Consider the following 12,532-nt stretch of genomic DNA (forward strand, 5'->3'; position numbering starts at 1 on the left):
GGTCTGCCTCTTGTCCCTATGCGTGCGCGGCGTGCCAGCGTGTCCCCGCTCTTGCCGTCTTGATTCCCTTCATGTCGGGCAGCGTGTCGACGCGCCGTGGTCCCCCAGAACCCGGTTACGGCCGCCAAGCCGTTCTGTCTTAGATGTGAAGACCATCTGCCCCTTGGTGCCTGCGGCCACTACATTTAGTGCTGCCCCGCTCGACAGCTACAAACTGACGTATCCACGCATAGGGCGTCAACGGATTTTTTTTACTTTCGTGTTACAAATATCCCTTGCATTGAAGGCAATCCACAGCCCCGCCTGTGACCATCCGATTCACGCGTATCCTTTCGGACAGGTTTTCCGCTGAAAGCAGCGGCAGTTACGCGGTGAAGGGAAAGTGCCGCCTTGGATCGCGTTAGGAAACACTAATTGTGGGGGTGTCAAATCGGCCACATCTACATCTGGTGGCGGACGTGATTCCCGACAGCGTCGCTGGCTGCAGTGTCACGGTTTCTGCGAATCTCGGAGCGTCCCGCTACAGCCGCCCGAGTGACGCCGCAAGCCACAAGGCCGCCTGCCCGGCGCGGCCCTGTCGATAGATGCCCAATTCCCGAAAGCTGCGCAGGCGGGACACCATATCTTGTGTTCGGATACTCTTGAACCGATCCAACAGCGCGCGGTTCTCTGGCGTCAGGCGATGTGCGGACACCGACAACGCGCGGGCATTGCAGGCGGTCCAGGCAGCCAGATCGCCTGATGTGACCATCCTGAACCTCTTCAGCGCCGCACGCGTTCCAAGGTTGGTGCCGAAGAGGTTGTCGCCATGCTGCCGGTAAAGCACTGTGGGCTGCTCGCTGCGGATGACCTGCCCGCCGGCGCCGCTGATCAACTGGTAAAGCCACCAGTCATGGGTCACCGGCAGGCAATCCGCCGCCAGTGCCTCTGTTGCAGCCGCGCGGGCCAGATCCACCCCGGCCCGGTTCAGCAGCATTGTGTTCCCACCGGCGATGCTTTGCACCAGCGCATTGCGAAATCCGGCCGGACGGGAAAACCGAGGGGACTGGCGGCGATTGCTCAGATCCTCGTTGACGATCCAGGTGGCGCTGCCAAAGAGCGCCGGCACCTCCCGCGGTATTCCCGAAAGTGCCTCTTGCCCCCGTTCAAGCCGATCGGGCAACCAGACATCGTCCTGATCGGACAGGGCCGCCCAAGCAGTGCCCTCGGCCAGTCCCGCCAGCAGCGACAGAAAATTCGCCGCAACACCCCGGCCCGGTCCGGCGATCAGGGCTACGGATCGTCCCTCTTCGTGTTGCGCGCGGGCAAAATCCGTCACCATCCGCGGCCCCGTATCCTGCGAGCCATCGTCGCTGACGGTCAGGTCCCAATCCGGTACGGTCTGATCGGCGAAACTGGTCAACTGGTCATCCAGAAAAGCAGCGCCGTCGAACAGCCCCATGAGAATCGCGGTGCGGCCCGTCCCGCCATCCGTGTTCCTGATCTTGCGGGTTTCCATCACATCACCAGCCGTTCAAACGTCACCGCACCTACCTGCCCGCAGGGATCAGCCGGTGCAAGTCTCGTGCCGCATTGTGTGGAAAATGGTCGGGGAGGCGAGATTCGAACTCACGGCCTTCTGTACCCAAAACAGACGCGCTACCAGGCTGCGCTACACCCCGACTGGCGCTTCCTCTACCGCGCTCTGCGCGAGGATGGAAGCCCGATTATTCGCAAGGCCACACCGCAAGGGTCTGATCAACGCCGGGATGGCGCATTTCAGAGCCGACGGTGATGCCAAGGGTCTCTGTCATGCCACCGTTCACCTCAAGGACATACTGGATGTCATTGCCGCCGGGAATCGGCGTGCGATCCAGCGGCACGGCGTTCTGATGGATGTGCTGAACGGTGCCGGTGTCATCCATGAAGACCATGTCGAGCGGAATGAGCGTGTTTTCCATCCAGAAGCTGACCCGTTGCGGCCGTTCATAGATGAACAACATCCCGGCGGCGGAGGCCATGTGGTCGCGATGCATCAGGCCAATGCTGCGCTCTTCGGGAGTATCGGCGATCTCGACCCGGAACCGGGCGGTGCCCCAATCGCCGCGCAGCTCCAGCCGTCCTTCGCTGCATGCCGCCGCTGCGGCCCCTGCTATGAAACTTGCCGCAATCGCCAGATGCAAGACGCGCATCCTAGTCCTCCTGAACGTAATCCCACGGGCGCACTTCCCCGGCCATCTGACCGCGCGGCCCCTGCACCACCCGCAACACCACAGCTTCGCCGGGTTGCAGATCGGCAAGGCCAAAGCGGCGCAGAACCTCGATATGCACGAACACATCGGCAGGATGCCCGAAGACATTGGCAAAGCCAAAGCCTTTTGCCTTGTCGAACCATTTGACGCGGGCCGGCACGAAGGGCGTGCCCTCCGGGATCTCGATCATCATGCCAGAGGCGTCCGGGGCTTCCTCAGGATCGGGCGGGTCAATGGACAGGATTTCCTGCGCCTGAATCCCGCGTTCGGTTTCCTGGACGACAACGGAAATGCGGGAATGATCCGCCACTGAACCTTGCCCGAAATTGCGCAAGACATTGGCATGTAACAGAATATCTGGGCCACCTTCATCAGAGATGATGAAACCGAATCCCTTTGCATTGTCGAACCATTTGACCGTTCCGGCCACAACAGGCGCAGCCTGTCGCTCGTCTTCCATCATGACGCCCCAACCTCAGATCGTGCAACTAGTCTTATTGTCCCTGTAAACTAACCTGACGGTTAGTCTGGTCAGGTGCAAGGATAATAAATACTTGATTATCAATGCGTTAATCGATGCGCATCAAATAACCCACAGATTCTGTTAACCTTTGTTAACCATCACAGACCCTGCAAGGGGCAAGACTTCAGGGGTTCAAGCGGGTGATCTCCCAACCCGACGAGACATCCGGCCGTTGCCAGCGAAACCGGTCATGCAACCGGAAGGCGCCATCGGCCCAGAATTCGATCTCCAACGGGGTGATCCGATAGCCCCCCCAGAACGGCGGACGTTCGGGGTTTGGGCCGTGCTGCGCGGTGATTCTGGCAACTTCGGCCATCAGCGCCCCCCGAGACGCGAGTGGCCGCGACTGCTGCGACGCCCAGGCCCCGAGCCGGCTTTTGAGAGACCGGGACTTGTAATAAGCATCCGCCTGCGGCCCTTCCTCCTTGCTGACAAGACCGCGCACACGGATCTGCCGACGCAGGCTTTTCCAATGCATCACGAAGCCCGCCTTGCCTGCCTGGTCGATCTCTTGCGCCTTGGCGGACTCGTAATTGGTGTAGAAGACAAAAGCCCCGGCCTCGATCTCCTTCAGCAACACCATTCGGGCATTGGGCAACCCGTTGGCATCGACGGTTGCCAGGGCGATGGCGTTCGGGTCGTTGGGTTCGGTCTGCTCCGCCTCTGCCAGCCAGGCTCGCGCGATGGCGAAGGGATCGTCGCCCGCAAATAGTCCGCTTCTGTCGCTCATGGCACTCTCCGCCTCAAAGGGTTGCCGCCACGCTACCTGCGGACCTGATCCGCCGCAAGGCGATGCGCCTGCCGTCTTGATGCAGGCGCGACTATGCCCTAAAGGGTTGCCGATACGCGCAAAGAGCCGCCAAAGGGGAGCTGACATGGGTTTGATGACGGGCAAGCGGGGTCTCATCATGGGGCTCGCCAATGACAAATCCATCGCTTGGGGCATTGCAAAGGCCTGCGCCGATCAGGGCGCCGAACTGGCCTTCTCCTATCAGGGGGAACAATTGCTCAAGCGGGTGTCACCCTTGGCAGCCCAGATCGGCTGCGACACGATGCTGGAATGCGACGTGACGGATGAGGCCTCGATGGATGCGCTCTTCGCCGCGCTGGAGGCCAAATGGGGCAAACTCGACTTCGTGGTCCACGCCATCGGCTTTTCCGACAAATCGGAATTGCGCGGCCGCTATGTGGACACGAGCGCGGGCAATTTCGCCATGACCATGAATATCTCGGTCTATTCCTTCACCTCGGTATGCCGACGCGCCGCGGCGATCATGCCCGATGGCGGGTCGCTGCTGACGCTGACCTATTACGGCGCCGAACAGGTGATGCCGCATTACAACGTGATGGGCGTGGCCAAGGCGGCGCTGGAAGCATCCGTGAAATACATCGCTGAGGATCTGGGCAAGGATGGCATCCGCTGCAATGCGATTTCCGCGGGCCCGATCAAGACGCTGGCGGCCTCCGGCATCGGCGATTTCCGCTACATCATGAAGTGGAACGAGCTGAACTCGCCACTTCGCCGCAACGTGACGCAAGAAGAGGTCGGCAAGGCCGCGCTCTACCTGCTCTCCGATCTCGGATCCGGCACGACCGGCGAGAACCTGCATGTGGATGCGGGTTATCACGTGGTCGGTATGAAGGCGATCGACGCGCCCGACATGACCCTTGAGAAGAAGGAGGGCTGAGCGATGACCGGTGCACAGCTGCCCCATGAAAAGGGCTTCCACATCTCCTGGGACCAGATCCACCGCGATTCCCGGGCTTTGGCCTGGCGGCTCGACAAGCGCGGCCCCGGCGAGGACGGCGCCTGGCGCGCAGTCGTGGCCATCACCCGTGGCGGCATGGCGCCCGCGATGATCATCGCGCGGGAGCTGGACATCCGCACGGTCGATACAATTTCAATCAAATCCTACAATCACCAGACCCAGTCCGAACCGGTCGTGCTGAGCAAACCGGACTCCGATCTTATGGGGGATGGCGAAGGCGTGCTGGTCATCGACGACCTGGTCGACAGCGGCAAGACGCTGGAAGTGGTCCGCGCCATGTATCCGAAGGCGCATTTCGCGACGGTCTATGCCAAGCCCAAGGGCGAACCGATGGTGGACACCTTCATCACCGGGGTCAGCCAGGACACCTGGATTTTCTTCCCCTGGGATATGGCCCTGCAATACGTGGAACCCTATCGCGGCACCGACTGAAGAATTTTCGGGAAAATTCTTCGACTTAGACTGAAAAAATCTTCCAGAAGATTTTTCGGCTGCTGAAAACCTTTCTGGAAAGGTTTTCTATGCGTGTGCCATCAACGCCTCTGACAGCAGCTCGCGCACCACATCCCTGGGGACATCTGCCGTCACGAAGGCCTCGCCGATCCGCCGTGCGAGGATGAAGCGCAACTGACCGTCCACAACCTTTTTGTCCTGTCCCATCAGCTCCAGCAGCGTCTCCGCATCCGGCAGATCGCCGGGAATATCTGCCAGATCCTTCTTCATCCCCATGGCCGCGAGATGCTCCCGCACACGGCTCGGCTCTTCCTGACTGACCAGCCCAAGCCGATAGGACAGCTCATAGGCCAGCGCACAACCGATCGCCACGCCTTCACCATGCAGCAGCCGGTCGGAATACCCCGTGGCAGCCTCCAGCGCGTGGCAGAACGTGTGGCCGAGATTGAGCAGCGCCCGGTCCCCCTGCTCTGTCTCGTCCCGCTCTACGATATCGGCCTTCATCTGGACCGAACGGCGCACGGCCTCCAACCGCAGATCGTCATCTCCCGCAGCCATCGCGGGGCCATTCCGTTCCAACCATTCGAAGAACCCGGCATCCCCGAGCAGCCCGTATTTCTGAACCTCGCCATAGCCCGCCAGGAAATCGCGTGGGGTCAGGGTGCCCAGAACCGAGATATCGGCCAGCACCAGCGAGGGCTGGTGAAAGGCGCCGATCAGGTTCTTGCCATGGACCGAATTGATCCCCGTCTTGCCACCCACGGAACTGTCCACCTGCGCCAGCAGGCTCGTCGGGATCTGCACGAAGCAAACCCCGCGCCGCAGCACGGCGGCGGCAAAGCCCGCAAGATCGCCGATCACACCGCCCCCGAAGGCCACCACGATATCCTTGCGCTCGACCCGTTCCGACAGCAGCCATTCCACCGTGCGGGTGAATTCGGGCCAGCCTTTGGTGGCCTCTCCGGGGGGCAGCACCAGCGCCTCCATCCCGATGCCCTCAGCGGACAACCCCGCGCGCAAAGCCTCCAGATGCAGGCCCGCGACACGCTCCTCTGTGACCACAAACACACGCGGGCGGTTCAGCAATGGCGCAATCTCGGCCCCCGCGCGGGCCAGCAGGCCCGGCCCGATGCGGACATCATAGGCCCGGGCGCCCAGAGGCACGTGAACGGTGGCAAGGGTCATGTCCGGGTCTCCACAATGCCGGCCCGGGTCAGCGTATCCATGACCGCGGCGGTGGTCTGGTCGATGGACCAGTCGGCCCGTGTTTCGACGGTGAATTCGGCTTGTTCATAGGCCGGGGTGCGCGCCTCCAGCAACTGGGCCAATGTCGCACGGGGATTCGCGGTGCGCAGGAGCGGACGAGTGCTCTTGTGTTTCACCCGCGTCCAGAGCAGGTCGATATCGGCCTTCAACCAGACCACGGCGGCCCGTTCGGCCATATAGGCGCGGTTTTCCGGCGACAGCCACGCGCCGCCCCCGGTCGACAGAACGCAAGGCGGCCCGTCCAGCAGTCGCGCAATCACCTGGCTTTCCTTGTCGCGGAAGAACGGCTCTCCATAGCGGTCGAAAATCTCGGCGATCGTCAGCTTCGAGGCGGCCTCGATCTCGGCATCCGAATCCTCGAAAGGCACGGCGAGTTGCGCAGACAGGGCCTTGCCGATGGCAGTCTTTCCGGCCCCCATCATGCCCACCAGCACCACCGTCCGTGTCAGATGCGCCCGAATATCTGGCGTGGTTTCGCCCATCTTCAAAAAAATCGTCCCCCTACTGGCGAAATTCCCTCGCAAGTGGCTTATAATGAAAAGATAGCGGCGGCAAACGCCGAAAATACCGGCAGGCTGGGGTCTCATGATTGGGCGCATTTTCAAGGTTTTCTTTTTTCTCGCGCTGCTCGGGGTGATCGGGCTCGTGGGCTATGCCTATTCCGGGTTGATGCAGCCTCAGACACGCGAAATCACGCGGCCGGTGGATCTGGATGTGGACTAGGGCGGCGCTGATCACGGCGGTACTGGCAGGCCCGGTTGCCGCACAGGAGGCGGTGGAGCAAACCGCCCCGCCGGAATGGCTGTCGGAAACGCTTCTCAGCCCGCATGGCAACATCGCCACCTCCGCGACACCGGCGGAAATCACGGTCATGCCGATTGGCGCGGTCAACCTCGACGCGGTCGGGCTGCTCTCTCCGAATCAGACCGGACTGCCCGCCGACCTCTGGGCCGGGTCTGAGTCCGCGACCCTGGCCAACCTCTTCCGCGCTCAGACCGATCTGGCGCTGCCCTCGATCCAGCGCTTCACCACCATGCTGGCCCTGGCCGAGTTGAACCCGCCCCCCGACAGCACGGCCGAGGCAGAGCTGTTTCTCGCCCGTCTCGACATGCTGCTGTCACGGGGCGCAATCGACGCCGCCCGCGCGATGATGGAGCGTGCGGGCCCAAGCGCGCCGCAGGTCTTTCGTCGCTGGTTCGACGTGACCCTGCTGACCGATCAGCCCGATCGCGCCTGCGCCACCATGCGCGCCAACCCCGATATCGCTCCCTCCTTCCCGGCGCGCATTTTCTGCCTGGCCCGCAATGGCGACTGGTCTGCCGCGGCGCTGACCCTTGGCACCGGCGAAGCGCTCGGCTTCATCGACGCGGCAGAAGGGGAGCTTATTGCCCGTTTCCTCGACCCGGAGCTCTTTGAAGGCGAGCCTCCCCTGCCGCTCGACCTCGCGCCCTCGCCCCTGCACTACGTGATGCGGGTGGCAATCGGGGAACGCCCCGGTGCCGATCAACTCCCCCTGCCCTTCGCCCATGCGGATATGGCCGATGTGGCGGGCTGGCGGGCGCAGCTCGATGCCGCTGAACGGCTGGCCCGGGCGGGGGCGATCACCCCCGATCAATGGCAGCTGATCGCCACCAGCCGCGTGCCCTCGGCCTCTGGCGGGGTTTGGGACCGGATCGACGCCTTGCAGGAATTCGACGTGGCCCTGCTGGCGCAAGATCCCGCCTCGGTGGCCGAACGGCTGCCCGAGGCCTGGGCCGCCATGCAGGAGGCGCATCTGGAAGTGCCCTTTGCAGAGCTTTATGCCCAGAGGCTGCTGCGCCTGCCGCTGACCGACGACAGCGCCATGTTGGCGCGCCGGGTGGCCCTGCTGTCCGGGGATTACGAAAGCGTGGCGCAAATGGCCGTGCCGCAATCGCCCGGCGAACGGTTTCTCTTCGCGGTGGCCCGTGGCCAATCTGCGCCGCCTGCCCCCGCCGGCTCCCTTCCTCGGCTGATCGCCGACGTCTTTTCCTCAAACGAAGTACCGGAGCGCTATGCCCGGATGGTGGCAGAAGAGCGCATCGGAGAAGCGCTGCTGCGCGCCTCGCTGGTGCTTGGCGACGGGTCGGGCGACCTCGACGACATGCAGGACGCCCTGTCACTGTTCCGCGCCCTGGGATTGGAAACCGTGGCGCGGCGCACAGCGCTGGAATTGCTGATCCTGGAACGTCGGGGATGACCGCCGCCTGGATTTCGCCGTTTCTGGAAGCGCAGGCCGCTGAGCTGAACGCAGCCGAGAACACCCTGCTGGCCTATGGGCGCGACCTGAGAGATGCCTGCGACTGGCTGGCCGCACGCGGGATTGGCTTTGACACTGCCACGCGGGCCGATCTGGAGGCCTATCTGATCGCGCTCGATGCAGAAGGACTGGCCCGATCCACCCGCGCAAGGCGGTTGTCGTCGATCAAGCAGATCTATCGGTTTGCCTATGAGGACGGGTTGCGGACCGACAACCCGGCGCTTCAGATCAAGGGACCGGGGCGCGACAAGGCACTGCCAAAGACCCTGACGATGGAAGAAGTCGATCGCCTGCTTGCCGCCGCCGAAACCCATGGCCGCAGCGCGGGCGACCGGCTGCGCAACACCTGCCTGATGCAGCTGCTCTACGCCACCGGCATGCGGGTCAGCGAACTTGTGGGCCTGCCCGTTTCCGCCGCACGTGGCGATCCGCAAGTGTTGCTGATCCGGGGCAAGGGCGGCAAGGAACGCATGGTGCCGCTGTCCCCCCCCGCGCGCGCGGCGCTGGCGGCGTGGCTGGTGCATCGAGACGAGGCAGAGGATCTGGCGCGCATTGAAAAAGGCACGGCGCCTTCCCGCTTCCTCTTCCCCTCCCATGGCAAGGCCGGGCACCTGACCCGCGTCAGGTTTTTCACGCTTATCAAGGAGTTGGCCGTGACAGGTGGGGTATCCCCCGAAACCGTCACCCCCCATACCCTGCGCCATGCTTTCGCAACCCACCTGTTGCAGAACGGTGCCGATCTGCGGTCCATCCAGACGCTGCTTGGCCATGCAGATATCGCCACGACCGAGATCTATACCCATGTGCTGGATGAACGGCTGAAGGCGCTGGTACTGGAAAAACACCCCTTGGCAAAATCCTGATTTCTCACGGGTTTCGCCCCGAACAGGCCGTATTCCCGGATTAGACCTGCGCGGAACGACAAAGGGCAGAGATGCAGGCACAGCTTTCCGATATCCGGGACACCCACTGGGACGCGATCGTGATTGGCACGGGCGTTGGCGGCGGCGTGGCCGGGCGCGCGCTGGCAGAGGCCGGGATGAAGGTGCTGTTCCTCGAAAAGGGCCGTGCCGGTTTCCGGTCCGAAGAAACCGCGATTGATCTTGTCATGGGCGATCCGGTCGCGCGAGCGATCCGGGGCTTCTGGCCGGACCCGATCACAGCCGATCTGGACGGTCGGCGGCAGGAATTGCTTCCCCCCCTCGGCTGTGGGGTCGGCGGATCCTCGGTCTTCTATGCCGCAACGCTGGAACGCCCCGAACCGCATGATCTGGACGACCTGCCGGACCGTCCCCACCCAACCGGCGGCTGGCCAGTGGGGTTCGCGGCCATGCGGCCATGGTTCGACGCCGCCCAAACCATGTTCCACATTCATGGGGAGCCTGACCCGCTGTCCTCCGTGCCAAGCCCCGCCGTTGCCGCGCCCCACCCGGCTGCCCCGGGCGATGCGATGATCATGGACCGGCTGCGCGGCAATGGCCTGCACCCCTACCGGTTGCACACGGCGGTGAAGCGGCTGGACGGGTGCCGTGACTGCCTTGGCCACAAATGTCCGCGCGCCTGCAAGATGGATGGGCGCTCTGCCGGTGTCGAACCGGCCCTTGCCACCGGGAATGCCGCGTTGCTGACGGGCTGCGAGGTGACGCGTCTGACCCGGAACGATGATCATTCGGTCAGTGTCGAAATGTGCTCGAATGGCATGTCTGAAACCCTGTCTGCTCGCCATGTCGTCCTGGCCGCTGGCGCCTTGACCTCTCCCCGGCTTCTGTTGGCGTCACACAGCGAGCGGGACCCGACGGGCATCGGCAACGGCGCCGGTCTGGTCGGGCGTAACCTCATGTTCCACCTGAATGAAATCTTTGCGCTCTGGCCCGGTAAATCTGCGGGGTTCGCAGGGCCATCCAAATCCGTGGGCTTCCGCGATCTCTATTTTGCCAGGGGGCAGCGGCTTGGAATGGTGCAGGCCATGGGCATCGACGTGGGCTATGGCGAGATCGTGCATCACCTGCGCGGGCGCGTTGCCCGCAGTTGGCTGCGGCGGGTACCCGGCGCGATGGATTTCACCCGCATTCCGGCGGCAATCGGGGCCAAGGTTATGGGAACCGCCAAGGTCTTCGTTGGGTTGCTGGAGGATTTGCCCTATGCCGAAAATCGTGTGGTTCTAGATGCAGGTAATCCCGGCAGGATCACGCTGGAATACCGGGTGTCGAAGGAGCTCCTGGCGCGGCGCAAACTGTTTCGGCGACTGATCCGAACCTCCTTCAAAGGCACCCGCACCGCCTTTCTGACGCATGAGCCGGAACCGAATTTTGGCCATCCCTGCGGGACGTTACGGATGGGCGTTGATACTGGTGAATCGGTGGTGAACGCCGAGTGCCGCGTGCATGATGTGCCAAATCTCTGGGTCGTGGACGCCTCGGTCTTCCCGACCTCCATGGGCGTGAACCCGAGCCTGACCATCGCCGCGAATGCGTTGCGCGTGGCCGACAGGATAAAGGACAGCAAATGACCGATCTGACCCAAGGCATTGCAGTGGTGACCGGGGCTGGCGGCGGACTTGGCCAGGCGCTGGCGGTGGAACTGTCGCAGTCCATGACCGTAGTCGGCCTTGGCCGTGACGCGACCGCATTGGAGGACACCGCGCAACTGTCCTCTGAGGGCAGGTTTCACGGCATCGAAGCGGATGTTTCCAACTTTAACTCCACCTCGCAGGCATTTGATAAAGCTCGGTTACATGGATCCATCACGCTTCTGATCAACAACGCGGCACAATACCCGCGCCGGGACTTCACCGAGGAAACGGCGGAAAGCTTCATGGAAGTTGTCGCCACCAATCTGGGCGGCACGGTGACCTGCACCCGCGCGGCGCTGGCCGACATGCTGGACACCGGCTTTGGCCGCATAATGAATGTGGCCACCTTCGCCGACATCGCGCCGCTGCCTGCCTCCTCGGCCTATTCCGTCTCGAAGGGGGCCGCGCGCATCTTCACCCGTGCGCTGATTGCCGATATCTGCGACCGTTTCCCCGGCATCGTGGTCAATGACTGGATGCCGGGCATGTTGGCTACACGCATGGGCATCTCCGACGGCCTGCCTCCTGAGAAGGCCGCGAAATGGGGGGCGCAACTGGCGCTCTGGCATGATCCCAGCCTGACCGGCACCACATGGGAGATGGACCGCGAGATACCACCGCCACGATCCCTCAAACGCCGCATTGCCGACCGGGTGCTGATGAAACCCCACGTTGCCGCCCGCAGACTGGATTAACGCATCCGCCAGGAGCGCCACAGATGCCCCGGCAGGTCGCGAAACGCCGCGCCATAGCGCGCTGCCATCCGGCGCGGGCTGCCAAGCAACCGCCAAAGCCATTCCAGCGCCAACCGCCGCACCCAGGCAGGTGCACGGGTCTGCTGGCCCGACAAGAAGTCCAGCCCCGCGCCGATGGAGGCAAAGCCGATCTCCGGTGCGATCAGCCGCCCGCGCGCGGCGAGTATTTCCTGCTTGGGCGCGCCAAGGGCCAGAAAACACAGGCGAACCCCCGCCGCGCTCAACCCGCGCAAGATCTCATCCGCTGCCGGGCCCGCAGGATCGAACCCCATCGGCGGGGCCACCTTTGCCACGACCCGTAGGCCCGGCACCTGCGCCTCCAAGGCCTCAGCCGCCCCGGCGAGGCTCTCATCCGTGCTGCCCACCAGACCGAGCGGCATATCCATCTCGGCGGCGACCCGGCAGATTGGAAGGATCATGTCCGACCCCGGCAACAGCGCCACCGGCTGGCCCGCAAGGCGCGAACACCAGACGATCGGATTGCCATCGGCCGTCACCAGATCCTGCGCATCATAGGCGGCACGAAACGGCCCCGGATGGCGCAGCTTGGTCAGGTGATCCAAGTTCAGCGTCGCCAGAGCAAAGCCCTCACCCGCCGCAAACCGGGTGCGCAGAGCACGCTCCAGCGCGGACCAGCCGTCGATAGTGACGGTCACGTCGTGATCACCTGCCCGGAATTTCATCG

14 protein-coding genes and 1 tRNA gene are annotated in these 12,532 nt (G+C 63.4%); 7 read left to right on the plus strand and 8 right to left on the minus strand.

Features of this window, described 5'->3' with window-relative positions; all coding sequences use genetic code 11:
- Nucleotides 1–520: 520 nt before the first annotated feature.
- The 5 genes from EP237_RS04700 to pdxH form a co-directional block, all read right to left on the minus strand.
- Nucleotides 521–1,498 (minus strand): glycosyltransferase, encoded by a 978-nt coding sequence (locus tag EP237_RS04700; RefSeq protein ID WP_127558630.1) that lies wholly within the window; start codon nucleotides 1,496–1,498, stop codon nucleotides 521–523.
- An 86-nt stretch (nucleotides 1,499–1,584) separates the two neighbouring features.
- Nucleotides 1,585–1,661: transfer RNA gene (locus EP237_RS04705), tRNA-Pro, on the minus strand.
- A 45-nt stretch (nucleotides 1,662–1,706) separates the two neighbouring features.
- Nucleotides 1,707–2,171 carry a DUF192 domain-containing protein gene (locus EP237_RS04710; RefSeq protein WP_127558632.1) on the minus strand — a complete coding sequence of 155 codons (465 nt, stop codon included), beginning with the start codon at nucleotides 2,169–2,171 and terminating at the stop codon, nucleotides 1,707–1,709.
- Nucleotide 2,172: 1 nt separating this feature from the next.
- Nucleotides 2,173–2,691 (minus strand): cold-shock protein, encoded by a 519-nt coding sequence (locus tag EP237_RS04715; protein ID WP_127558901.1) that lies wholly within the window; start codon nucleotides 2,689–2,691, stop codon nucleotides 2,173–2,175.
- Nucleotides 2,692–2,878: 187 nt separating this feature from the next.
- Nucleotides 2,879–3,484 (minus strand): pyridoxamine 5'-phosphate oxidase, encoded by a 606-nt coding sequence (gene pdxH / locus EP237_RS04720; protein WP_127558634.1) that lies wholly within the window; start codon nucleotides 3,482–3,484, stop codon nucleotides 2,879–2,881.
- A gap of 145 nt (nucleotides 3,485–3,629) precedes the next feature.
- On the opposite strand from pdxH, the gene fabI reads away from it, so the two are divergent.
- On the plus strand, nucleotides 3,630–4,442 hold the full coding sequence (gene fabI, locus EP237_RS04725) for an enoyl-ACP reductase FabI (protein WP_071689963.1): 813 nt from the start codon (nucleotides 3,630–3,632) through the stop codon (nucleotides 4,440–4,442).
- A 3-nt stretch (nucleotides 4,443–4,445) separates the two neighbouring features.
- Nucleotides 4,446–4,955 (plus strand): xanthine phosphoribosyltransferase, encoded by a 510-nt coding sequence (gene gpt, locus EP237_RS04730; protein ID WP_127558636.1) that lies wholly within the window; start codon nucleotides 4,446–4,448, stop codon nucleotides 4,953–4,955.
- Nucleotides 4,956–5,042: 87 nt separating this feature from the next.
- Here the strand turns inward: gpt and aroB are convergent, their stop codons facing one another.
- Both aroB and EP237_RS04740 read right to left on the minus strand, forming a co-directional pair.
- Nucleotides 5,043–6,161 carry a 3-dehydroquinate synthase gene (aroB, locus tag EP237_RS04735; RefSeq protein ID WP_127558639.1) on the minus strand — a complete coding sequence of 373 codons (1,119 nt, stop codon included), beginning with the start codon at nucleotides 6,159–6,161 and terminating at the stop codon, nucleotides 5,043–5,045.
- On the minus strand, nucleotides 6,158–6,724 hold the full coding sequence (locus EP237_RS04740) for a shikimate kinase (protein ID WP_127558641.1): 567 nt from the start codon (nucleotides 6,722–6,724) through the stop codon (nucleotides 6,158–6,160). Before EP237_RS04740 ends, aroB begins: the two co-directional genes overlap by 4 nt.
- A gap of 103 nt (nucleotides 6,725–6,827) precedes the next feature.
- Between EP237_RS04740 and EP237_RS23055 the strand changes: the two genes are divergently transcribed.
- From EP237_RS23055 to EP237_RS04760, 5 genes are all read left to right on the plus strand, one after another.
- Complete coding sequence (locus EP237_RS23055) at nucleotides 6,828–6,965, plus strand: hypothetical protein (protein WP_158514318.1); 138 nt, start codon at nucleotides 6,828–6,830, stop codon at nucleotides 6,963–6,965.
- The gene (locus tag EP237_RS04745; protein ID WP_127558643.1) at nucleotides 6,955–8,460 is read left to right on the plus strand and encodes a hypothetical protein; all 1,506 of its coding nucleotides are present in this window, start codon (nucleotides 6,955–6,957) and stop codon (nucleotides 8,458–8,460) included. The genes EP237_RS23055 and EP237_RS04745 overlap by 11 nt, the downstream gene beginning before the upstream one ends.
- On the plus strand, nucleotides 8,457–9,383 hold the full coding sequence (locus EP237_RS04750; protein WP_127558645.1) for a site-specific tyrosine recombinase XerD: 927 nt from the start codon (nucleotides 8,457–8,459) through the stop codon (nucleotides 9,381–9,383). The genes EP237_RS04745 and EP237_RS04750 overlap by 4 nt, the downstream gene beginning before the upstream one ends.
- Nucleotides 9,384–9,454: 71 nt before the next feature.
- A complete protein-coding gene (locus EP237_RS04755) occupies nucleotides 9,455–11,029 on the plus strand; it encodes a GMC oxidoreductase (protein WP_127558647.1) in 1,575 nt (524 codons plus the stop codon).
- Nucleotides 11,026–11,787 carry an SDR family NAD(P)-dependent oxidoreductase gene (locus EP237_RS04760; RefSeq protein ID WP_127558649.1) on the plus strand — a complete coding sequence of 254 codons (762 nt, stop codon included), beginning with the start codon at nucleotides 11,026–11,028 and terminating at the stop codon, nucleotides 11,785–11,787. Before EP237_RS04755 ends, EP237_RS04760 begins: the two co-directional genes overlap by 4 nt.
- Here the strand turns inward: EP237_RS04760 and EP237_RS04765 are convergent.
- Nucleotides 11,784–12,530 carry a WecB/TagA/CpsF family glycosyltransferase gene (locus EP237_RS04765; protein ID WP_127558651.1) on the minus strand — a complete coding sequence of 249 codons (747 nt, stop codon included), beginning with the start codon at nucleotides 12,528–12,530 and terminating at the stop codon, nucleotides 11,784–11,786. The two genes, EP237_RS04760 and EP237_RS04765, sit on opposite strands and share 4 nt — an antisense overlap.
- Nucleotides 12,531–12,532 lie beyond the last annotated feature (2 nt).

Source organism: Nioella ostreopsis, from assembly GCF_004000255.1.
GTDB lineage: Bacteria > Pseudomonadota > Alphaproteobacteria > Rhodobacterales > Rhodobacteraceae > Nioella > Nioella ostreopsis.

What these genes read in the sequence shown, in the direction of transcription:
- EP237_RS04750 (WP_127558645.1), top strand. Translation starts at nt 8,457, where the DNA reads ATGACCGCCGCCTGGATTTCGCCGTTTCTGGAAGCGCAGGCCGCTGAG.
- EP237_RS04740 (WP_127558641.1), bottom strand. Translation starts at nt 6,724, where the DNA reads ATGGGCGAAACCACGCCAGATATTCGGGCGCATCTGACACGGACGGTG.
- gpt (WP_127558636.1), top strand. Translation starts at nt 4,446, where the DNA reads ATGACCGGTGCACAGCTGCCCCATGAAAAGGGCTTCCACATCTCCTGG.
- pdxH (WP_127558634.1), bottom strand. Translation starts at nt 3,484, where the DNA reads ATGAGCGACAGAAGCGGACTATTTGCGGGCGACGATCCCTTCGCCATC.
- EP237_RS04700 (WP_127558630.1), bottom strand. Translation starts at nt 1,498, where the DNA reads ATGGAAACCCGCAAGATCAGGAACACGGATGGCGGGACGGGCCGCACC.
- EP237_RS04755 (WP_127558647.1), top strand. Translation starts at nt 9,455, where the DNA reads ATGCAGGCACAGCTTTCCGATATCCGGGACACCCACTGGGACGCGATC.
- EP237_RS04715 (WP_127558901.1), bottom strand. Translation starts at nt 2,691, where the DNA reads ATGGAAGACGAGCGACAGGCTGCGCCTGTTGTGGCCGGAACGGTCAAA.
- EP237_RS23055 (WP_158514318.1), top strand. Translation starts at nt 6,828, where the DNA reads ATGATTGGGCGCATTTTCAAGGTTTTCTTTTTTCTCGCGCTGCTCGGG.
- EP237_RS04710 (WP_127558632.1), bottom strand. Translation starts at nt 2,171, where the DNA reads ATGCGCGTCTTGCATCTGGCGATTGCGGCAAGTTTCATAGCAGGGGCC.
- fabI (WP_071689963.1), top strand. Translation starts at nt 3,630, where the DNA reads ATGGGTTTGATGACGGGCAAGCGGGGTCTCATCATGGGGCTCGCCAAT.
- EP237_RS04745 (WP_127558643.1), top strand. Translation starts at nt 6,955, where the DNA reads ATGTGGACTAGGGCGGCGCTGATCACGGCGGTACTGGCAGGCCCGGTT.
- EP237_RS04765 (WP_127558651.1), bottom strand. Translation starts at nt 12,530, where the DNA reads ATGAAATTCCGGGCAGGTGATCACGACGTGACCGTCACTATCGACGGC.
- aroB (WP_127558639.1), bottom strand. Translation starts at nt 6,161, where the DNA reads ATGACCCTTGCCACCGTTCACGTGCCTCTGGGCGCCCGGGCCTATGAT.
- EP237_RS04760 (WP_127558649.1), top strand. Translation starts at nt 11,026, where the DNA reads ATGACCGATCTGACCCAAGGCATTGCAGTGGTGACCGGGGCTGGCGGC.